The following is an 18,700-nucleotide window of genomic DNA, read 5'->3' as shown; positions in this document are numbered from 1 at the left end:
TGATGTGTTTGCTGTGATCGCTCACGCTTCAGGCGCAACGGGAAAGAAGCAGTGCACCGCAAGACGCACGGTGCCGCCGTTAAACGCACCGCCGTTTGCCGTAAGCCGGACAGCCGTATCGGCGTAAAACGCAGTTGGCCCGATCACGCCAAGATTGCTGCTGCCCGCAGCTATCCCCAAGGACCCGCCGAACTTGGAAGGCTCGCCTGATAATCCGCAGTCGTAGGACGATGCCCCGGTGACTGCGGTCACCGTGCGGGTGGAGATACAAAAGACAATCGCCCGGCTCGGGATGATCAAACCTGTCTCGGCAAAAGTGCCGGACAGCGCGGACAGCTCGGCCTCAATCACCCGGTGCTCACTTTGCGCCCCGAAGCCACCGCGCGCCAGAATACGGTTATCGGACAGCGGGCCATCCATGTCCCGCCACACCCCGGAGAGAAACCTGAGGTCCAGCTCTTCCGCCAGCACATGGATGGTGAGACCCTCAAAGGGCACATGAAACGCCCAGGCCCCGTTGCGCCACTCGGCCAGCTCCCCGTCGCGGCCCGCCCAGTCACCCGTTGCGCCCAGGGCAACAAGAAAAAGATCCCCCTCATTGGCAGCAGGTGGCGCAGTCAGATCACGGGACTGCACCACCGGTTGGCTGAGCGCGTCGAGGGTCAGGAGCGCCTCGTTGTGAGTGACATGTTTCTGGGCCTGCGCGGCCGCCAGCAACGGGAGAGCAAGACGTAAGGTCTCAGACATGACGGACAGCCTTTCGCTCATAACCGCGCCCGGTGCGTTGGGAGAGCTGGGCAACGGCAAAATGGATTTCGCCGAGTGTTCCGCCGAAGTCGGCAAGTTCTTCGGCGCCTGGATAAAGGACAGTTGAGTTGTCGGAGGTCAGCGTGCGCAGAACCACGCCCTGGTCTGTCAAGATGTCGATCTCATAGGCTTCAAACTCCTCGCCAAGCGGCACTTCGGCCTGTTCCCAGCTGAGACCGCTGTCCCGCGTCTGTCGGATCCAGCTTAGGACAATGCCGCCCCCCGTCCGACGGGCCTTGAGGTGAACCGGGGCCAAGGGCCTGGCCGCCCGCTGGGTACTCGCATGGCTCACTGCCACCGCCGCCGGATCGTCCAGCGCCCGCCCCTCCGGCACAATGCGATAGTTGAGGCTGAGGCCGGATTGATCGCTGGAGATTGGCACCAGCGGTGTCCTGTCTTCTGCGATCAACACCACGTCTGCCCCCAAAGCCGCACCGCTGAGCATGTCGGTTTCCGTGCCCCGTTGCCCCCGCAACAAGAGGCTGAGCCGGTAGGTTTTCGGCGCAATAAGTTCCGCGGTGACAAATTGCAGGATCTCCCAGCCCCCGGACTGGCAGCGCACGGCCATTGCATTCGCGCCCGCCAAAACGTCGGCTTCGGTCCGGCTTTGCAGCTGGCCGTCAAGGAGTGTGACTTCCAGAGTGTTTGCGCGGTCGAACACCCACCTCGGCCCTGGTGTCAACGGCGCGGCGAGGGTTCCGATACTTGCTGGCGCGGGAATGCTCATGATGGCTGCAAAACCGGCCTCCGAGGCGCTGCGCATCACAGTCAGTCCGCCCGGCCAGGGTTTGGCGTAGGCCGCAATGCGCACGGCATCATCCGGATCGCTGGCGTTAATTTTTGGCAGGTCCAGAAACACGACATAAGGCGGGCTCAAGTCGGAATTCTGATACCCGCCGCCGGGGGCATCCGGACCGCCAGCTGCCGGGGACAGCTCTGCCGTAATCCGCACCGCCTCGATCCGGCGGATCCCGGTATCTTCAATCGAAGTCACGCGCACGGTGAGCGGCGGGTCAAATGTGGCGGTCGGTGTGCCGCTCAAGGCAACGACGTCGCCCGGCTCCAGATCAATCCGGTCAGGGCCAACGGCAAACGACAACCGTTCGCGTTCCGACCAGATCCGGTGAAGACGCCGGTCGGCCGCTATGCTCAAGGGTTCGGGCATGGAGGATGCCGGCAGGATCTGCGTTTCCACCTGGCGGCTGCCGCCCTCCAGTCTGCGGGACGCGGAGACCCGGCGGCGGAAATCACTGACCGGATCATCCGCCCCGAAGCGGATTTCAGCGGAGAGTTCGCTCGCCTGTGCCCGTGTCCGCGAGAGAAGGCTGTCCTCCGGTCCCGGGTCGGCAAGGCCGTCCGCGTGAAGGGTGGTCACTGTTTCCGGCAGAACAGTCGAAAGCTCGATATGCGTGCCCCGGTCCGAGGCCTGACCGGAGAACGCGGTCAGCACGGGCTCCAGCACGTCGCGCGCGCTGACAGGGCCGCTCAAGGTGTATCCATCGAGACCGCCCGCAAGACGGAAGACCTTTACATCCTCTTCCAATATGCCGTAGTCGGCAAGCACCGCCTTGCACAAGCCTTGAATGGAGATACCGCCAAGCCGGCCGGAGAGCCAGTGCCCGAGCCGCCAGTTGCCCCCATCGGCCCAGACGTTGGAGAACATCGGAAAGGCCGGAAACGGGCGCGCGTCCCAGGTCCAGAGGTAGATCCCGTCCGGATCGACCATCGGTCCGCCATAGACTTGAGACACGGGATTGTCGCCCGCATCAAAGTCCGGATGGCTGTTCGACCACCAGCTGAGCGAGGCTTCCAGCGCCCGGCGCTGGCTGACATCATCGCGAAAGCCGCGCGAGAAGTAAGGGAACGCACTTTCCGATGACTTCGGGTCGACGAAAACATTCGGCTGGTTGGCGCTCCGGTCGATCGCCGGAAAGCCAAGCTCGGTAAACCGTACAGGCTTGGATTGCGGCACCCAGTCGGTCGGGGCTGCGTCCTCAACACCGCCCACCCGCTCGTAATGCAGTTCTTGCCAAAAACTCCAGATGTCCTTGGTCCGAAAAACCCAGGCCTTGTTGTAGGCGCCATCCATGATGGCGGTGCGGGTGCCCGTGGCCCGGTCCGCGCTGCTGGCATAGTACCAGTCGTAATATTCCCCGCCCTTGACCCCGCCGCGCAGGTTCGCAAGGTCATAGCCACTGAAGCCACCGTCCGGATCGCCGTCATCGCGCAGATCGCTCAAGGGCAGATAGTTGTCGATGCCGATATAGTCGATCTCCGGCGACGCCCAGACCGTATCGAGCGGAAAGCGGAGTTCGGTATCAGAGACCTGATGCGCCCCATATTCGGACCAATCCGCCGCATAGGAGATTTTGACGTCGCTGCCGACAAGTGCCCTGACGTCTGACGAAAGCAAGCGCAGCTGATCCGCGAACGGATAACTGCCACCACCGGCATGCGCGCGGGACAGGCCCCGCATTTCCGTGCCGACCAGAACGCTTTCCACCCCGCCTGCCGCCTTGGCGAGCGCCGCGCAATGCAGGATGTGCCGGCGGAACGACCATTCATCCGGCCCGGAATAGGTGACAGTGCCGCCGCTGACGGAAAAATGCGCCGCCGAGGCCGTCCCTGTGAAACTTGCAACATCCGCCGCAACCGGGCCCACCGGAACGATGCGCCCCCGCCAGGGGTAAGGGGCCTGCTCGGCGCTTCCATATGGGTCCGGCAGACCGTTGCCCGGTGGCACGTCCATCATGATGAACGGATAAAGCAGGACCTCAAGACCGTGCGCCTTCAGATCCTGAATTACAGCAATCACGCTGCTGTCCGACGGTGTGCCGCCATAGGCGGGCCGACCGTCAATGCGTGACACCTCTTCGGCGTCGTCCCGTTCAAGACCTGCAACACGCCAGACATCGCCCACCGTGACCGTGCCATTGGCTTCCACCTTCGGCCGGACGGTGCAGGACCCGGCGCGCAGGTCATCGCCGAACCAGGCGACAACCAGCGCGACACGCTTGAGATTGGGACACAGCGCCAGAAGTTCCTCGATGGATTCAGCCCAGTCGGATACCGCCGCCACCATATGCCGGTTGATGGGCCGCTGCTCGCCGGGGCCCAACACCTCGGAGACCACACCCGGCGCGTAGGCGAACTCCCCGGCGCCTGGAATGATCGTGATTGCCCGGACCTGGTTTTCCAGCGGTTCGACCGGCCGGATCACCTCAAAACTCAATTGCGGCAAGCGGTTGCCGAAAGGTTCCAGATCCAGCCGTTCAAAGACCACATACGCCGTGCCCCGATAGGCGGGCGCCATGTCCTGAAACGCTGCAATCAGCGGATCGGGCATCTGATCATCCGAACCATAATAGACCCGAAAGGTGATTTGCCGTGTGTCGAGCTCCTTGCCGTCCGCCCAGATCCGGCCGACCCGGGCGATTTTTCCTTCGCACAGGCCGACGGCGAAATTGGCAAAATAACTGTAGGTGGTGACGGTCGCGGTGCTGCGGCTGCCGCCCGCCTTGCCGCCCTGCTCTTCCGTGGTGACGACTTCCTCGAAGTTGGTCGCCCAGATCAGCTGCCCTGCAAGGCGCACCCGGCCATAGACCTTCGGGATGGAAGCGCCCTCGCTGGACGATTGCACGGAAAGATCCGCCAGGCGGCTGCCTTCAATGTCCCGTGAGGCCCCGCCGCCAAACAGGGACTGATCGACCAGGTTTCCGGCAAGCGAGCCCGCCGCCTTGCCGATCACCCCGCCAATGCCGCCCAGCCCTAAGGCGGCCCCGGCGGCTTTTCCCGCAGCTGCCAGCACAAGCGTCGCCATTAGACAGTCTCCTTCGGAAAGGTAAAACTTGCTGCGATCCGCCGCTGCCAGCTTGGCACAAGCGGGCTTTCGATCACTCCCACCCGCTCATAGGCATGGATAAGACGGGGGGCGGCTTGAAGGGATGCACTCAGGATGCCGACATGTTTGGCCGGCATGCCGTCCCGCCAGCGGAACACAAGCACATCACCGGGCTCGGTAGCCTCCGGCGCGATCTCCAAAAGCCAGCGCCGTCCGGCCTCAAGCAGCGTTTCGCGCCCGCCGGTCTCCGCCCAATCCGCCGAATAGGGTGATAAAGCCTGCGGCTCCGCGCCATAATGCGCGCGCCAGATGCCGCGCAGGAGACCCAGGCAATCGCTGCCCGCCCCCCGGCAACTTGCCTGATGGCGGTAGGGCGTGCCGATCCAGCGGCGCGCCTCGGCGAGCACCGCCGCTCGGCCGGTCCCCATAACGTCATTCGACACGGGCACTGCCATCGTTGAGGCCGGTGTTGCGGTTTGGATAGGACAAGGCGAAATCGCTCCCCGGCATATGCGGAAACCCCTGATAATTCAGATGATTGGCAAACTTTGTCCGGCAGGTTTCAAAGTCCTTGGAACAGCCAGCCCGGACCTCGATTTCCGTTCCCGGTGCAAGTGCCTCGGGTGCAGGCTGGAACAGCGACAGAACCGACACGGCACCTTCCTGCCGGTGACTAGCAACCTCCGATGCAAATCCGGCAAGCGGTCCGGTCAACACCTTCACCCTGCCCCGGCTGAACCAGCCATTTGCATAGGTCTCCAGCCCGGTACCGCGGAGCCATTCACGTTGTGCGGTCGTCACCGTGGCCGTTGCCTGATAGGCCGGGCTGGTCAGATCGACCTTGCACCGGCTGTCGCCAAGATCCGCATCGCAAATGCGGGCAAACACCCGCCCCTGCCGGCTCTCCAGAAGATGCGCCAGCCCCCGGAGCTCTGCCCGGAACACCGACCCCGCGCGGCCGACCTCGCCGATGCGGGCGCGCCTCAGCAAGACATGATCCGATGGCGTCTGCCAATTGACCAGAAAGACCCGGACGTCCGCATTGTCCCACAGGCCCGCTTCCAGATCCGTCTCGGAAATCGCCGCGCTTTCCAGCGTTCCGGAGACATCCCCGCCCCCGGTGGCAAACTCCGGCCCATCGCTCATCGCCGATGGTGAAAGGCCGTTTTGCGGCTGGCACACAACGCCTTCCACGCTCAAGGCCCGGTCGTGATCGGTAAACCCGAGCCGGACGCCATCTGCGCGCGTGACGATCCAGCAGGTCGCAAGGGTGGTAATCCGGCCCGCAAGATGCGCGGCCAGGTCTGGCGGCAGAGTTTTCATCAGTTACCTGCTGTGTTCTTAGAACCGAATCTCGACCAACGGGATCGAGGGAATGTCGCCGGCTTCGAAATGGGTCAGGCTGAGGTCTAGGCGGTCGGTGTCGAACCGGACCGGCACGTCGAACAGGAAACCGGCTGTGACGGAACTCCCTACGGACGGCGCTTCGGAAAACACGATGTCGCCCGTCGACGCATCGACCTCAAAGTCTATCCCGGCGGTCTGTTCTGCTCCGGCCGTGGCTATCCGCACGCTGCTTGCCACCGGCAAGCGGATATCCCGGTGATAGGCAAGGTCCCCGCTCCCGTATGTCTTGGTCAACGGAAAACGGACCGTGCTGCCGTCGCCTTCCCCGATGGACTGATCCACGGCTTGAGGCGGATTGCCCGCCATTGAACTCGCATGGTCAAAGGGATCGCGCAGGCGGAAGCCGTAAAGCCGGCCCCGCGCTTTCTCAAACAACGTGAGCACAGCCCTCAAGTCTTCAAGCGACCGGACTCCGGTTGCGGCCTCGTAACGGCGGCGGCTGTCGGCCCAGCGAGCATTGCGGGTCTCGTAGCCGGTCGCCAGCGGAACAATTTCGGTCCGCCGCTCCGGCCCGCCGAGCACTCCAAAGGCAATACTTCCCGGAAAACTCTCATTCAGAAAGGCGTCCATGAAAATCTCCGTCGCAAATCGGACTTTGATTGATCTGTCTCAAGGTGTTTGGAAGCTGGCGGCGGCACTTTGGGGGCCTCTAAAGGAGGCAAAATAGAATGAGTCACGTTCCTCACGAACTGCATGAAGAATTCCCGGACGCGGCAGACGCGCTCCACACATTGAAGACCACCGATGCCCATTTCGCCCGCCTGGCCGAAGAGTATCACACCATCAACCGCGAAGTGCACCGCATCGAAACCGATGTGACACCAGCATCCGATGAAGTTCTTGAAGACCTGAAGAAGAAGCGCCTTCACCTGAAAGACCAGATTGCCGCCATGCTTGCGGCTGCGGCAAACGCCGGTTCCTGAGCCCCTCCTTTTCAGGCCGGTGTTAGAGCCCGCGTCGTCCCCGTCCGACGGCGCGGGCCACCATCGCCGAGACCTGAGCTTCTGACCGCCGGAAACTTGCGGCATCCTGCGAAGTCACATTTACCTGCACTGCTGGCATGGGGGACCGGCCGCCCTCCGCGGACCTGACCCCCAAGCGCCCATCCGCTCCTCTGGCAAGGGGCAGAATCGCCTCCGGACCGGCTTCGCCCATCAAACCGGAAACACCATTTCCCATATTGAATAGCGCCGGAGCGCCGACCACTCCGCCCTTGGCAAAAGGGATAATTGTATCGAAGAGGCTGCCTGCCGCCTTTTCCAGAGGCGCGAGCGCTGAATTCAGCACCCGGGAGGACGCGGACAACGCGATCTTCTTGAAGACGCTTTCGAGCGATTTGCCATCCACAAGGGCCGACTTGAGGCCGCCGACCAGACTGCGGGAAATGTTTTGGGCGCTGCGGTCGATCTCCATCATCTTCGTCCGGAATTCCTCCAGGTCCGCCAGCGGGACATCAATATCCAGGTCACGATCTGTCATGAGGTCGCTCTTCCTTATGGTCTTCGGTACGGCCGCACGTTGCCGTGTCCGGATGGGTTCTGATCAGCTGGTCCAATTCAGATCGTTTGAGGCCATCCGCCGGGTGGCCAAGACCCAAAACAGCCTCAAGTTCCCGCGGCGTCGCTGCCCAAAACTCGGCCGGCGTCCAAGCCCAGCGCGTTGCAGTTATCCGCAAAAGATCTGCCCAGGGCAGCATTAAGATGCTTCCGCCAGCGGTTCGTCGTCTTCCGTAGAGGGGGCACCAAACGCGGCCGTCAGGAGATCCGCCGCGATCGCGGCAAAACCGGCGACACCGCCAGCGGCCTTCATCATCGCCACCTGATCATTGGTGACATCGTGGCCTGCACCTCTCAAGCCGGCCCCCAACAAAACGATTATGTCGGATGCAGACAAGCTGTCCGGTGAAAACCTCTGAAGCAGGGCTGGAAGGCTCTCGCATTTGTAAGCCGCCTCCAGCTCGGCCAACGCGCCAAGCGTCAGAACCAACGTCCATGTCCGGCCATCGAGTTGGGCGGTAATCTCTCCTCGGAACCTGTTTGGCATCTAATTTCTCCCCGAATTGCATCCCTCAGACCGCGGTAAAGCTCACCTGCCCTGCGGAGGACAGCGCCAGTTCGAAAGTCACCTCGCCATCGTGGCGGCCGGCATATTCCAGGCTGGTGATTTGAAATTGACCCTCCAGCGTTCCGAAATCCGGAACGACAACTTGCCAGGGCCGGATCGCACCATCGAAAAAGAGCTGGCGAACGGCGGTGTCACTTTGCGCATCCCGGAATAGGCCGGAACCGGACAGGCTTGCTGCTCGGGTTCCAGCCCCTTCCAGAAGCTCACGCCAGCGGCCCGCGCTGTCGGATGTGGTTATGTCGACAGTTGTGGCATTGAGCGCCACTTGCCGCGCCCGAAGGCCCGCCACGGTGACAAACGTGCCGTTCGATTCAGCATCCAGTTTCAAGAGCAGATCACGTCCGCGCTGTGCGCCCATGGCGTTCTCCTGTCAGAAGGTCATCTCAGGTAAGCGGTTCGGTGACCGCTCGTAGGGAACTCGATGCCCGATATCCCCGTCCGTCGCGCAGCTTGCGGCTGAGCACATTCGTAATGGTGAGGTTCACAAGCCTGTGTCCGGTCAAAGATACCGGCCCTGTCATCAGGACCTCTGCCGCACGGCCTGCAGCCTGGGCCGCTTCGTCCCGGCTGAGCTTTCGGGAGAACACGCTTAGGGCCAGTGAATGCACCATACCCTCACCGATCTCCGTAAGCAGCGGCCTGGTCTCAACGCTTTCCAGCACGAGGTACGGAAAGGCATCTGCCCGCGTCGGTGTTTCAAAAATCCGGTCTGGCCCGAGCAAACCGGACAGAACGCCGTCAGCTTTGAGCCGAGAAAACAAACCGGCCCGCAGCGCCGTTTGAACGCTGGAAAGGCTCATGGGCTTTCCTCCTCGGTCTCACATAGAAGTTCCCGTCTCAGGCCGGTTGGATCGCAGACCGACAAAACCCGGAAAACGCGAGTACCAGAAAGGATCCGCCAGCCACCAGCCAATCCGGAAAAGGGCCGCAAGCGGATCTCCCAGATTTTGGAACTTGCCGTCCGGCTGTTCGCGAAGCGCTCGCTCTGACTTTTCAGGCGAAGCGCGGCGAACACGGATCCGGCAGCTTCATAGGTGGTCGTTATGTCCCCCGAAGCGGATCGGGTCTCCAAAGGCCGCTGCAAGATCACCGGCACACGGTAAGCCCCGGCCCTCATAAGAGCGGCACCCGGACGGTCGACAACAGCCGGTCGAGCCCTTGCGGCAGGCTGGCAACAGCCAGATCCGTTCCGGCCTCCCGGTGTTCGAACCAATGCCCGGCCAGAAGGCGCACGGCCTGCCGGAAGTTTTCCGGGACATCTAAGGCGGTCGCGCCATATCCGGCTGTGAAATCAATTTCAGCCGCCATCATGTCGGAGGCAGGAAGCCCGGCCCCGAGCTTGATCTTTACCCGTTCAGGCTGTGTGGAGCGGTCGAGTTGCCAATCAGAAGACTGAAGCTGGGAGGCATTGCCGTCGCGGTCATAGACTGTGATCTGATCAACGGACTGCACCGGCGACACGGGCAGCCGGACAATGCGGCCAACCGGCCAGCCATCCAGGTATAGTCGCCAGGACTGGGAAATCAGAGCACGCCGGGTAGCCTGTTCGATGTGGGTGCGGGCGGCCTTGAGAAATCCTGAAAGGCTGCTGTCCTCTTCGCTGCCACTCAGCCGGAGATGGGCGCGCATTTCTTCGACCGCCACAGGTTCCATGGCCGGATCATTCAAACGGATCGATGTCATGGACGTTTCCCAAAAAAGAAGGCGCCGCAGGTCCAAAGGAGTGCGGCGCCAGTCTGGGGAGGAACGACCCTCATCGTTCATTGAAGGATGTGGGTCTGCTAGGTAAGACTTACAAGGCAAGAAAACGTGAGCCCTGTGTGACAAGTTTTATGCGGAGAACATCAAAAGCTTGATCGCGTCATAATCCTGAACGCCGCCGCCGACCCGTTTAGTGGTGTAAAACAGCACATAGGGCTTTGCGGAATAAGGATCACGCAACAGACGCACGCCCATACGGTCCACCACCAGATAGCCGCGCCGGAAATCGCCGAAGGCAATCGCGGGGGCATCATTGGCAATGTCTGGCATGTCCTCAGCTTCCGTGATTGGGAAATTCAGCAAGGTCGCCGCCCCGTCCACACCGGCAGGCGGCTGCCACAGGTAGGTCCCGTCGCCGTCCTTCAGCTTGCGGATTTCGCTCTGCGTCTTGCGGTTCATGACGAACCGGCCGTTTTGCCGGTAGCCGCTCTTCAAGGAATAGATGAGGTCAATGAGCGTATCTCCGGCATCCGATGCCGGGAACGCTCCGGCTGTGCCGGTGGGCATCGTGCCGAGCGAACCCCAGCTCCAGCTGCTCTCGGCAACACGCGGCGCCTGGAGGAAGCCGAGCGGCTTGTTGACGCCATCGCCATTGACAAAGGCCGCTCCTTCCTGCTCGGCAAAGGCGGCTTCGACTTCCTCGGCAATCCACTGGTCCATATCGACCGCCGCATCATCCAGCAGGGTCGATGTCGCGGCGGGCATCGCATAGAGTTCCATCGCCGGGAATGTCAGCTCAGCCAGTTGCGGGCTGTTCGTCTGCGGCCGTGCGGCGGTTTCGCCAACCCACCCGGACTGCGGGCCAGTTACAGCGAAGGGTTTCTTGTAGGTTGAGGATGAGACCTGCCGGTTGCCGGAGATCGCCCGGATGGGCGAGACCTGCGACAAGCGGCGCATGATCCCGGCTTCCGTTTCCTCCGGCACCAGATAGCCGCCATCCGGATCAGATCCGGCCGACAGGGCTTTGACTTCCAGCGGACGCAAGGGTTGTTCCCGGCCCGAGCGCATATAGGCCTCAAAGGCCGCCTTGTGTTCCAAGGCTGCCGATGTCATCTGCCGCGGACCCTGCCTGCCGATCTGAGGGCGGCGGCTTTTCAAGGTCAGATCGTCGAGACGTCGCTGTGTGGCGTCGAGGGCTGCATCCAGCCGGTCGAGTTTTTCCAGCGAGATCACGTCCGCACTGCCCCGACTTTCAATTTCCGCAAGGCGCGCATCATTGACCGCCCGGTAGCTCTCGAAAGTCCGGAAGAACACGTCAAAGGTCCGGGCAACGTCATCTCCGCCTGAGGTATCGGCGGTTGGAGCCGCCGGAACAGGCGGCATTCCGCCGGGCATGTCCGCCTTTGTTTCCAGCGGCAGGTCATCGGGCGTCCAGTCTGAAGGTCCTGTCATCACAAATACTCCCTTGATCCAATGTGCGGTGTGCGTGGGGTTGATGTGTTCGGAGGCGGTGTCAAAAGCTGAACCCGCGCCTCGTCGACTTGCGGAAAGGTGACGAGGGAAATTTCCCAAAGATCGATGTCTTGCAGGATCCGGCCAGATCCGCGATGCGGTCTGCGGGCGGTGCGCGCCTTGAAGCCGATGGAAAGCCCGGAAAGAGCCCCTGCCCGGATCAGGTTCGCCGCCTCGAAGGCTGCAACAACGCCCGGGGCAAGTTCCCCTTCGGCCCAAAGCCCGTGTTGTGTTTCCGCCAGCCGCACCCAACGGCCGAGCGGGCGGGCCGGATCGTGCTGCCACAACAGCGCAACGCGTGCCGGTGGACGCTGCCGGAGGCTCCTCTGGAACGCTCCGGGCAGAACCGTGTCGCCTGCCCCATCAGCCTTACCAAAGACGCTGGCATACCCGGCAATCCGCACCGGGGCACTTACGGCTCCGGCCATCAAGCACCGCCTCCACGCGAGGGTTTGGCGTCTTCCCTCACCTGAATGGCCAGATGAAACAAACGGCCTGAAAAATCCCGGAAAACCGGTAGATGCTCGGTTCTGTGACCGGATGCCTTGGCGCCAAACCGCTGAAGCAGCGTTGTTTTCGAACTGCGGGCACGGCACTGCGGTCTCCCGCTGTCGAGGGAGTTACTTTGAAGGCTCATTCCGCCCTCCTTGATAAGAATTGAACTTCGCCCTCGTTGATAAAGGGCGTCTGCAGCCTCCAAGCCGCGGATTTCAGAACGTGCCGCCCCGGACATGATCCGGGGCCGGTTCGGGCTTGGTCCCGGTTCAAGACCGGGACGGCGGCGTTCGAAATCCTTGGGTTTAAAGCGTTCCAAGCTCGGCAAGATAACGGTTCAACCGGGCGACCTCGCTGACGAAATCGGAAAAGCGCTGATTGGACAGCGCTAACTCGCGGACGAGCACGAGGCCGATCAAGGTCGCCGTCGCAGCCCACAAAAACAGCGCAAGATGGGCCAAATCCCCGCGCGCCATGACGTGAGTGGTCAAGTCTTCAATCATCCTGCGCCTCCCCTGAAGTGCCGCCCCGTGCGCCGTAGCCGACGGCCTGGCGTTTTTCATCGTCCGACAAGAACGCAGCCGCACCGACGCGCCGCCACAAGGCCTCCCGCTCCGACGACAAGGCCTCGATCGCATCAAGATCCGGCTCCAGGCGCAAACCATCGCCGAAGGCTGGTCCCAGCCAGCTGGCAAGATGGCCCGCCGTGCGCCGCACCAGCGGCAGGACCGCCCCGCGCCAAAGCGCCCGGCCGGCCTCCTGATAGTTGGCGTAGGTGTTGTCGCCCGGAATGCCGAGCAGCATCGGCGGCACCCCAAAGGCGAGCGCGATCTCCCGGGCGGCCTGGTTCTTTGCCTCGATGAAATCCATGTCCTTCGGGGTGAGCCCCATCGGCTTCCAGTCGAGCCCGCCTTCCAGCAGCAGGGGCCGGCCGGCGTTACGCGCGCCTTGATAGCCGTTTTCCAGCTCGGCCTTGAGGCGGTCGAACTGATCGCTTGTCAGGTTGAGGGCATCGCCCGCCCCATAGATTAGCGCGCCGGAAGGCCGGGCGGCATTGTCGAGCAGCGCCTTGTTCCAACTTGCTGCCGCATTGTGAATGTCGAGCGCCATCTGTGCGGCTTCAACCGGCGCAAACCCGTAGTGATCGTTGAGCGGATGGAACAGCTTCAGATGCCGGACCGGGGCTGCCTCCTCTCCGTCGTCCGCTTCTGCAGCCAGACGCACGGTGCGGCCCGCGGCGGTGTAGTCGAAGGCCTCCGGCCAGCCATGGGATCCCGGCACCACCTTCACTCGGTCCGGCCGCAGCGCATAAAGCTCGAGCGGGACACCATCCACCGAAACCTGCTCCAGATAGGCATTGCCGGAGACCAGCAGATAGCCGTAAAGCGCCTCCAGTAAATCAGCGCCGGTTTCATGGGCATTCGGCCGGGCGAGCAGTGCCAGCAACGGATGCTCCGACAGCTCCTTATCCCCTTCAAAGAGCAGCAGCGGCACGGCGGCGGCCGTCTCCGACAGCAACCGGACAGCGCGGTGCACCACAGGATTTTTTGCAAACCCCTCCCGCGCCAGAGCCGCATAATCGCGCGGGCTCCAGACCGGCTGTGCCGTCCCCTGGATCGCAAGCAGAGGCCCGGTACGGGAGGCTTTTTCCTCAAGTGCCGCTGCGGGATCTGCACCCCAGATTGATTCAACTGCCTTTCTTAAGCGCATGAAATAACGATCCTTTCCGCGCTTGTTAAAGCGCTGAGTCAAGGCTTTGAGAAACCGATTCAGGGACTTGGAAAACTGATTCAAACGCGCCGCTTCGCACGGACGCCAAAGCTGCTATTCTTTGCTCCCTCAGGAGGCAGAACGTGAGATGACCAATCAGAACGTGATTCAGATCGAACGCGGTTTTCCGGTCGCCCCCGCTGTTCTCTGGTCACTCTGGACCGAGGCTCAGCATCTATCCGCCTGGTTCGGACCTCACATCTCTTTGGAGCCACGTGCGGGCGGTGCGTTCCGCGAAGTCTGGACCAACGAGGACCGCCAGACGATCACCTCCGGTACTATTGTCACATTCGATCCGCCCAAAACCCTCTCCTGGACCTGGGCGGATGAGGACTGGACAGGGACAACGCTCCTGACACTGTCGATCCGCGCTGAACGCAACGGCGCGCGTCTCACTCTCATCCACAGCGGTTGGCACGATCTTGCCGAAAACGCATCCTGTTCGTTGCGCGACGCCCACGCGGCCGGATGGACCCTGCACCTGGCCAACCTGGAACGCTATTGCCTGACGCTGCTCGGCAAGTGATGTTGCAGATCAAAGTGCATGCCACTATTCAAGTAGCCGTTTTGACCCTCACCTGATTTTCCGAGATTTCCCGCTGTCTGATTTATCCCGCTCCATCCGACTCGCTACAGCTGCTGACCTTGCAGCCCTCTCTGCCCTTTCGATCGAAGTCTGGCTCGATACTTATGCGCCCAATGGCATCACCCGGCCGTTTGCGGATCATGTCTTGAGCGCCTATTCCGTTGAGGCTCTCGCTCAGGAACTCGAAAGCCCCTACCGGATCTTTCTGGTCTGCGAACACAGCGGCTTTCTTCTCGCCTACGCCAAGCTGTCGCTCTCCCCGGAGATACCGCCCGGAGCCACAGGCACGGCGGAACTCGAAACGCTCTATGTCCGCCATCATCACAAGCGGCAGGGGATCGGCGCAGCCCTGTTCCATAGATCCATGGAAACCCTCAGTGCCCACGGTCATGACCATGTATTCCTCACCGTCTTTGCGCACAATCAGTCAGCGCTCAAATTCTACGATGCGCTTGGCCTTGAGCGCGAAGGCCGGTTTATCTTCCACTTCGAAGACCAATCCGCCCCGAACATCATCTTCGGCGCGGAGACGTCCAGGTTTTCCGGATAACCTCTGCCTCTCCGCTGTCCCGGACTTGATCCGGGACCATATCTGGAGCAACTCAGGCCCCGGATCAGGTCCGGGGCGGCTGAGTGGGTTGGTCTAGAGCCCCCGCACCTTTGGTTCTGCCTTCGGGCCCAGCATCAGGTCCGAGACCGCCCAGACGAGGGCGTCGAGCCGGTCGGGAGAGCGTTTGCCGGACAGCCCGCCCAGGCCGAAGTCGGCCATCTCGTCTTCAAGCTCCGGAAACGTGCCTGCATGATGCACCTTGCCCTGATCGTAGAGCATGGCGACCGGCTCGGCCCTTGAGAACTTGCCCCGCGATGCCCGCACTTGTTTCACCGGCACCGATGGATCGGCGCTCGCAATCACTTGCGCGACCATGTCGCCGCCCTGATTGACCTCGGCGATCAGGCAATCGGCCTTCAATCCGTGCCAGAGGCCAATGGCGGCTTCTGCCCAGTCGGCGGGTTTGGCCGGACGGCGGCTGCGGTCGGCGAGAACATAGGCCTTGCCGTCACTTCCGAGCCCCGCGGCGACAATGCCGCAAGCGTCCGACTTGGCCGTTGCCGTCACCGGCGGATCGATCGCAATGACGATGCGCGTCAGATCCTCCGGTGCGGCTACGACCCTTGCGGCCTCCAGTCCATCCCGCGACCAGAGCGCGTCCAGCCGGTCCTCGATCAGTTCGCCGTCCAGTTCCTGCCGGCCAAGGCGCGTGCCGCCATACCGGCCGACCACCGCCTCCAGAAAGCCCGGCGCCAGAAACAGCGCATTGGCCTTGGTCGGGGCATGGGTGATGGCGGTCCCTGCCTGTTTCATCAGGCGTTTCAGGAGCGGCACCGGCCGCGGCGTTGTTGTGATCAACTGGCGGGGTTTGCGGCCCAGCCTCAGCCCAAACTGCAACATGTCGAAGGTCTCCTCGGCATAGGTCCATTTGGCAAGTTCATCGCACCAGGCGATGTCGAATTGCGGCCCCCTCAAGGCTTCCGGGTCTTCGGCAGAAAAAGCCTGCGCCACTGCGCCGTTCGGCCATTCCAGCCGGCGGCGGCTCGGGGTCCATTGCGGCCGCTCCTCACCGGGGTGCACGGCCAGAAGTCCGGAGACCCCTTCCACCATCACTTCGCGGACATCCGCATAGGTTTCGCCAACCAGCGCGATCCGCCCGGCAAAGCCCGGTTCGCACCAGCCGTGCCCGAGCGCCCGCGCCCGGATCCATTCAGCCCCGGCCCGTGTCTTTCCGGCCCCGCGCCCGCCCATCAGCAACCAGACCGCCCAGTCTGCTTCCGGCGGCAACTGGTGCGCATGGGCAAAAACCGGCCAGTCGTAGGTCAGGAATTTAAGATCATCCGCCGAAAGCGCAGAGAGGACCGCCTCAATCCGCCCCAGCCTCGCACAATCGCGCAAGACGGCGCGTAAGTGCCGCGCGCAACTCCTCCCGGTCGTCAAGGTTGTCGCCCTCCCCGTCCGGTTTCACATCCGTTTTCAAGTCCATCAGGGCGGTCAAGGTCTTGGCAAGGCTCGCCAGGGTCTTCACCGTCTTGTCAATTTCCTGGATCCCGCCAGTTGGCGGCCCCGCGCCAACCTCGTCAAACAGGTCCGCGAGCCGCGCTTCCAGCTGATCCATTTGTCCCGCAAACGCCCGGTAGAGCCGCGTGGCCATGTCTTGCGGGCTTTCCGGTGTTTTCTGCTCACTTCCGTCGGCTTTCAACACCGCCTCGGCTATTGCACCCTCCCGGACGGAACAAAGTGAAGAGCCGGGATCGGAGCGCCGGGGCGTTTCCATCCCTTTTGAACCTGAGGGTTCACCGCCTTCGCCGGAGACCGTCGAGATGGTGCAAGCCTTCTGCTTCGACTGCTTCCTGCGTTTTTGCTTCAGAGCCTTTTCCCGTTTCAGCGTGTCGGCGAGGCCCTGCCCTGAGAACCGCGCCTTCACGTTCGATCCCCCGCATTCGTTCACTCCGGTTTCCTCCAGGCACAAAAAACCGGCGGATGCCGGTTCCAGACTGCTGACAAACTCCAATGATCGTCGTCACGGCAGCCAGGAGCCGCCCCTTGCGATTGCCACGGGCCTCGGCCATTGTGAAATTGCATGCCCTAACGGAACCATATCCTGATGCTACGCGCTGTCCTTGTACTTTTGCCGCTCATCCTGCTTGCCGCACCACCGGCCCTGGCAGCCGATTATTGTGCGTCGGTCAATTCCAAAAAGGGCTGGCAGTCGCTTAATCTGCCAAACGGCAAAATCCGCAAAGTTGCCTATTCCGGCTCATGGACGGTCATCAACGGGCTCTACAAACCCGTCGGCCCACGCGGTTATTCCGGCAAGGACGCAGCTGCGCTCGGTCCGCTTTACGGCTACAAGTTCGATCAATCTTACGCCTTTGGCGAAATGTTGGTGCGCGACCAGGCTGGGAGGATCGTCCCTTTCGCAGAGTTTGCAGCCCTTGCGCTCAATACGAGGGATCCTGCCGGCACATATGCGTTCCGGATCAACGACAAGGACGTTGCCCTTTGGGACAACAAAGGCATCATCAAGGTCTGCGTATCCATGCGCTGATCCAATCGGGTTTTCCGAAGGCACAAAAATACCGGCGGCTGCCGGTTGATAGAGACACAGATCGGTTTGCTGTCTGGGCACCTGTTTCGCTGCGATCACTATCGCCGCCCCGGACCTGATCCGGGGCCCTCGTCAATGCTCTGATCCCTGGTCATGTCCCGACATAGGTCCCGGCATGGATTTCAGTTCGGGGGCCGGTACGGCAGCGAGCGGGGCCGCTCTCAAGAACTTATCCACGCCCGGCGCGCCTGTGAGATACTGCGGCCCATAGGACTGAAACCGGCCTTGCGGCAGCGGGACTTGGATAATCTGCCATCCTCTGACCCTCTCCGCTCGTTTGGCCCCATCAGCCCATTCGGCCGATGCGCCCAACAAAAAAGGCCTCCACGCAAACGCCGGAAGCCTCAACCGATCCGCAACTTTGGGATCATGACAAAACCATGCCACATCACCGTTACGGTGTCAAGGAATATTTTCCTATTTCTCTCTTTAGGCCTTTGATGAAATGGATTGGTCATCTCCCAATTGCCCGCGCCGGCCATGCCTGCTAGCGTTCGTCCACCACCCTACCCGCAGCCCCAAAACCCAAGTCCCCGAAAATGACCGAAAAGATTGCCCTTGTGACCGGCGCGGCGCGCGGGATTGGTTTGGCGACCACGAAGCTCCTGATTGAGAAGGGCTGGAAGGTGGCGATGGTCGATCGCGACGGGGCGGAGTTGAAAACGGCGTCCGCCGGGATAAACGCGGGGTCGGCCTTCATCTATGATGTTTCTATCCCCGATGACGTCGATGAGATGATGACCAAGATCATCGAACACTTCGGGCGTCTGGACGCGGTGGTCAACAATGCGGGTGTCGCCAATTTCGGGCCGATCGAAGAGGCGGATTTGAGCCTGTGGCGCACGGTGATGGCGACCAATCTGGACGGGGCCTTCATAGTCTCGCAGGCCGCCGTTCCGCACCTGAAAAAAACGCGTGGTGCGATCGTCAATATCGGCTCGATTTCCGGCCTCCGCGCCTCCACCTTGCGGGTGGCCTATGGGACGTCGAAGGCAGCGGTCATTCACCTGACCAAGCAGCAGGCGGCCGAACTTGGCGAATACGGCGTCCGCGCCAATTGCGTCTGTCCCGGCCCGGTCCGCACCAAGCTCGCCATGGCCGTGCACACCCAGGAAATCATCGACGCCTATCACGATGCGATCCCGCTCAACCGCTATGGCTCGGAGGCTGAAATCGCGTCCGTCATCGCCTTCTTGTGCTCTGACGAGGCGAGCTACGTTACCGGTCAGGTAATTGCGTCCGACGGCGGGTTTGACAGCACCGGCGTCGGCCTGCCCGCGCTTCGGACATAGGACG

24 protein-coding genes are annotated in these 18,700 nt (G+C 62.1%); 5 read left to right on the top strand and 19 right to left on the bottom strand.

Annotated features, from left to right (window positions below):
* Window positions 1-21 precede the first annotated feature (21 nt).
* Genes RBB44_RS06230 through RBB44_RS06210 form a run of 5 tightly spaced genes read right to left on the bottom strand, consistent with a single transcriptional unit; the run spans window position 22 to window position 6,625 of the window.
* Window positions 22-747, bottom strand: coding sequence for a DUF2793 domain-containing protein (locus RBB44_RS06230; RefSeq protein ID WP_306146527.1), 726 nt, complete (start codon window positions 745-747; stop codon window positions 22-24).
* Window positions 740-4,627 carry a glycoside hydrolase/phage tail family protein gene (locus tag RBB44_RS06225; protein WP_306146526.1) on the bottom strand — a complete coding sequence of 1,296 codons (3,888 nt, stop codon included), beginning with the start codon at window positions 4,625-4,627 and terminating at the stop codon, window positions 740-742. Before RBB44_RS06225 ends, RBB44_RS06230 begins: the two co-directional genes overlap by 8 nt.
* On the bottom strand, window positions 4,627-5,091 hold the full coding sequence (locus RBB44_RS06220; RefSeq protein WP_371932230.1) for a peptidase P60: 465 nt from the start codon (window positions 5,089-5,091) through the stop codon (window positions 4,627-4,629). The genes RBB44_RS06225 and RBB44_RS06220 overlap by 1 nt, the downstream gene beginning before the upstream one ends.
* Entirely contained in the window at window positions 5,081-5,971 is an 891-nt protein-coding gene (locus RBB44_RS06215) for a DUF2163 domain-containing protein (protein ID WP_306146525.1), read from the bottom strand. The genes RBB44_RS06220 and RBB44_RS06215 overlap by 11 nt, the downstream gene beginning before the upstream one ends.
* An 18-nt stretch (window positions 5,972-5,989) precedes the next feature.
* Entirely contained in the window at window positions 5,990-6,625 is a 636-nt protein-coding gene (locus RBB44_RS06210; protein WP_306146524.1) for a DUF2460 domain-containing protein, read from the bottom strand.
* 98 nt (window positions 6,626-6,723) lie between these two features.
* On the opposite strand from RBB44_RS06210, the gene RBB44_RS06205 reads away from it, so the two are divergent.
* Window positions 6,724-6,978: a YdcH family protein gene (locus RBB44_RS06205; RefSeq protein ID WP_040451743.1), complete on the top strand. Its 255-nt coding sequence runs from the start codon at window positions 6,724-6,726 to the stop codon at window positions 6,976-6,978.
* A gap of 22 nt (window positions 6,979-7,000) precedes the next feature.
* On the opposite strand, the gene RBB44_RS06200 is transcribed toward RBB44_RS06205, so the two are convergent.
* From RBB44_RS06200 to RBB44_RS06145, 12 genes are all read right to left on the bottom strand, one after another.
* On the bottom strand, window positions 7,001-7,534 hold the full coding sequence (locus RBB44_RS06200; protein ID WP_306146521.1) for a phage tail tape measure protein: 534 nt from the start codon (window positions 7,532-7,534) through the stop codon (window positions 7,001-7,003).
* A complete protein-coding gene (locus tag RBB44_RS06195; RefSeq protein ID WP_306146520.1) occupies window positions 7,521-7,751 on the bottom strand; it encodes a phage tail assembly chaperone in 231 nt (76 codons plus the stop codon). The genes RBB44_RS06200 and RBB44_RS06195 overlap by 14 nt, the downstream gene beginning before the upstream one ends.
* The gene (locus tag RBB44_RS06190; protein ID WP_306146519.1) at window positions 7,751-8,098 is read right to left on the bottom strand and encodes a gene transfer agent family protein; all 348 of its coding nucleotides are present in this window, start codon (window positions 8,096-8,098) and stop codon (window positions 7,751-7,753) included. Before RBB44_RS06190 ends, RBB44_RS06195 begins: the two co-directional genes overlap by 1 nt.
* Before the next feature lie 25 nt (window positions 8,099-8,123).
* Window positions 8,124-8,537: a phage major tail protein, TP901-1 family gene (locus RBB44_RS06185; protein ID WP_306146518.1), complete on the bottom strand. Its 414-nt coding sequence runs from the start codon at window positions 8,535-8,537 to the stop codon at window positions 8,124-8,126.
* A gap of 25 nt (window positions 8,538-8,562) precedes the next feature.
* On the bottom strand, window positions 8,563-8,979 hold the full coding sequence (locus RBB44_RS06180) for a DUF3168 domain-containing protein (protein ID WP_306146517.1): 417 nt from the start codon (window positions 8,977-8,979) through the stop codon (window positions 8,563-8,565).
* Entirely contained in the window at window positions 8,976-9,296 is a 321-nt protein-coding gene (locus RBB44_RS06175; RefSeq protein ID WP_306146516.1) for a head-tail adaptor protein, read from the bottom strand. Before RBB44_RS06175 ends, RBB44_RS06180 begins: the two co-directional genes overlap by 4 nt.
* Window positions 9,293-9,862, bottom strand: coding sequence for a head-tail connector protein (locus tag RBB44_RS06170; protein WP_306146515.1), 570 nt, complete (start codon window positions 9,860-9,862; stop codon window positions 9,293-9,295). The genes RBB44_RS06175 and RBB44_RS06170 overlap by 4 nt, the downstream gene beginning before the upstream one ends.
* A gap of 147 nt (window positions 9,863-10,009) precedes the next feature.
* Window positions 10,010-11,332 carry a phage major capsid protein gene (locus tag RBB44_RS06165; RefSeq protein WP_306146514.1) on the bottom strand — a complete coding sequence of 441 codons (1,323 nt, stop codon included), beginning with the start codon at window positions 11,330-11,332 and terminating at the stop codon, window positions 10,010-10,012.
* Window positions 11,332-11,820, bottom strand: coding sequence for an HK97 family phage prohead protease (locus RBB44_RS06160; protein ID WP_306146513.1), 489 nt, complete (start codon window positions 11,818-11,820; stop codon window positions 11,332-11,334). The genes RBB44_RS06165 and RBB44_RS06160 overlap by 1 nt, the downstream gene beginning before the upstream one ends.
* A complete protein-coding gene (locus RBB44_RS06155) occupies window positions 11,820-12,029 on the bottom strand; it encodes a hypothetical protein (protein ID WP_306146512.1) in 210 nt (69 codons plus the stop codon). Before RBB44_RS06155 ends, RBB44_RS06160 begins: the two co-directional genes overlap by 1 nt.
* Before the next feature lie 163 nt (window positions 12,030-12,192).
* Window positions 12,193-12,390: a hypothetical protein gene (locus RBB44_RS06150; RefSeq protein ID WP_209177334.1), complete on the bottom strand. Its 198-nt coding sequence runs from the start codon at window positions 12,388-12,390 to the stop codon at window positions 12,193-12,195.
* Entirely contained in the window at window positions 12,383-13,597 is a 1,215-nt protein-coding gene (locus RBB44_RS06145; RefSeq protein ID WP_306146511.1) for a phage portal protein, read from the bottom strand. The genes RBB44_RS06150 and RBB44_RS06145 overlap by 8 nt, the downstream gene beginning before the upstream one ends.
* Window positions 13,598-13,745: 148 nt before the next feature.
* Here RBB44_RS06145 and RBB44_RS06140 point away from each other — a divergent pair, with 148 nt between their 5' ends.
* Window positions 13,746-14,183 (top strand): SRPBCC domain-containing protein, encoded by a 438-nt coding sequence (locus RBB44_RS06140; RefSeq protein ID WP_306146509.1) that lies wholly within the window; start codon window positions 13,746-13,748, stop codon window positions 14,181-14,183.
* A gap of 52 nt (window positions 14,184-14,235) precedes the next feature.
* Window positions 14,236-14,793, top strand: a complete 558-nt coding sequence (locus tag RBB44_RS06135; RefSeq protein ID WP_371932237.1) for an N-acetyltransferase family protein — start codon at window positions 14,236-14,238, stop codon at window positions 14,791-14,793.
* Window positions 14,794-14,886: 93 nt separating this feature from the next.
* Here RBB44_RS06135 and RBB44_RS06130 read toward each other — a convergent pair whose 3' ends face one another.
* Window positions 14,887-16,191 carry a DNA-packaging protein gene (locus tag RBB44_RS06130; protein WP_306147301.1) on the bottom strand — a complete coding sequence of 435 codons (1,305 nt, stop codon included), beginning with the start codon at window positions 16,189-16,191 and terminating at the stop codon, window positions 14,887-14,889.
* The gene (locus RBB44_RS06125; protein ID WP_306146507.1) at window positions 16,160-16,744 is read right to left on the bottom strand and encodes a hypothetical protein; all 585 of its coding nucleotides are present in this window, start codon (window positions 16,742-16,744) and stop codon (window positions 16,160-16,162) included. Before RBB44_RS06125 ends, RBB44_RS06130 begins: the two co-directional genes overlap by 32 nt.
* A gap of 156 nt (window positions 16,745-16,900) precedes the next feature.
* Between RBB44_RS06125 and RBB44_RS06120 the strand changes: the two genes are divergently transcribed.
* Window positions 16,901-17,344, top strand: coding sequence for a hypothetical protein (locus RBB44_RS06120; RefSeq protein ID WP_306146506.1), 444 nt, complete (start codon window positions 16,901-16,903; stop codon window positions 17,342-17,344).
* 599 nt (window positions 17,345-17,943) lie between these two features.
* On the top strand, window positions 17,944-18,696 hold the full coding sequence (locus RBB44_RS06115; RefSeq protein ID WP_306146505.1) for an SDR family NAD(P)-dependent oxidoreductase: 753 nt from the start codon (window positions 17,944-17,946) through the stop codon (window positions 18,694-18,696).
* Window positions 18,697-18,700: the final 4 nt, after the last annotated feature.

Origin of the sequence: Roseibium sp. MMSF_3247 (assembly GCF_030733765.1) — a bacterium.
Classification (GTDB): domain Bacteria; phylum Pseudomonadota; class Alphaproteobacteria; order Rhizobiales; family Stappiaceae; genus Roseibium.
This window is presented reverse-complemented; position numbering and strand designations above follow the sequence as displayed.

What these genes read in the sequence shown, in the direction of transcription:
- RBB44_RS06230 (WP_306146527.1), bottom strand. Translation starts at nt 747, where the DNA reads ATGTCTGAGACCTTACGTCTTGCTCTCCCGTTGCTGGCGGCCGCGCAG.
- RBB44_RS06225 (WP_306146526.1), bottom strand. Translation starts at nt 4,627, where the DNA reads ATGGCGACGCTTGTGCTGGCAGCTGCGGGAAAAGCCGCCGGGGCCGCC.
- RBB44_RS06215 (WP_306146525.1), bottom strand. Translation starts at nt 5,971, where the DNA reads ATGAAAACTCTGCCGCCAGACCTGGCCGCGCATCTTGCGGGCCGGATT.
- RBB44_RS06210 (WP_306146524.1), bottom strand. Translation starts at nt 6,625, where the DNA reads ATGGACGCCTTTCTGAATGAGAGTTTTCCGGGAAGTATTGCCTTTGGA.
- RBB44_RS06205 (WP_040451743.1), top strand. Translation starts at nt 6,724, where the DNA reads ATGAGTCACGTTCCTCACGAACTGCATGAAGAATTCCCGGACGCGGCA.
- RBB44_RS06200 (WP_306146521.1), bottom strand. Translation starts at nt 7,534, where the DNA reads ATGACAGATCGTGACCTGGATATTGATGTCCCGCTGGCGGACCTGGAG.
- RBB44_RS06195 (WP_306146520.1), bottom strand. Translation starts at nt 7,751, where the DNA reads ATGCTGCCCTGGGCAGATCTTTTGCGGATAACTGCAACGCGCTGGGCT.
- RBB44_RS06190 (WP_306146519.1), bottom strand. Translation starts at nt 8,098, where the DNA reads ATGCCAAACAGGTTCCGAGGAGAGATTACCGCCCAACTCGATGGCCGG.
- RBB44_RS06185 (WP_306146518.1), bottom strand. Translation starts at nt 8,537, where the DNA reads ATGGGCGCACAGCGCGGACGTGATCTGCTCTTGAAACTGGATGCTGAA.
- RBB44_RS06180 (WP_306146517.1), bottom strand. Translation starts at nt 8,979, where the DNA reads ATGAGCCTTTCCAGCGTTCAAACGGCGCTGCGGGCCGGTTTGTTTTCT.
- RBB44_RS06175 (WP_306146516.1), bottom strand. Translation starts at nt 9,296, where the DNA reads ATGAGGGCCGGGGCTTACCGTGTGCCGGTGATCTTGCAGCGGCCTTTG.
- RBB44_RS06170 (WP_306146515.1), bottom strand. Translation starts at nt 9,862, where the DNA reads ATGACATCGATCCGTTTGAATGATCCGGCCATGGAACCTGTGGCGGTC.
- RBB44_RS06165 (WP_306146514.1), bottom strand. Translation starts at nt 11,332, where the DNA reads ATGACAGGACCTTCAGACTGGACGCCCGATGACCTGCCGCTGGAAACA.
- RBB44_RS06160 (WP_306146513.1), bottom strand. Translation starts at nt 11,820, where the DNA reads ATGGCCGGAGCCGTAAGTGCCCCGGTGCGGATTGCCGGGTATGCCAGC.
- RBB44_RS06155 (WP_306146512.1), bottom strand. Translation starts at nt 12,029, where the DNA reads ATGAGCCTTCAAAGTAACTCCCTCGACAGCGGGAGACCGCAGTGCCGT.
- RBB44_RS06150 (WP_209177334.1), bottom strand. Translation starts at nt 12,390, where the DNA reads ATGATTGAAGACTTGACCACTCACGTCATGGCGCGCGGGGATTTGGCC.
- RBB44_RS06145 (WP_306146511.1), bottom strand. Translation starts at nt 13,597, where the DNA reads ATGCGCTTAAGAAAGGCAGTTGAATCAATCTGGGGTGCAGATCCCGCA.
- RBB44_RS06140 (WP_306146509.1), top strand. Translation starts at nt 13,746, where the DNA reads ATGACCAATCAGAACGTGATTCAGATCGAACGCGGTTTTCCGGTCGCC.
- RBB44_RS06120 (WP_306146506.1), top strand. Translation starts at nt 16,901, where the DNA reads ATGCTACGCGCTGTCCTTGTACTTTTGCCGCTCATCCTGCTTGCCGCA.
- RBB44_RS06115 (WP_306146505.1), top strand. Translation starts at nt 17,944, where the DNA reads ATGACCGAAAAGATTGCCCTTGTGACCGGCGCGGCGCGCGGGATTGGT.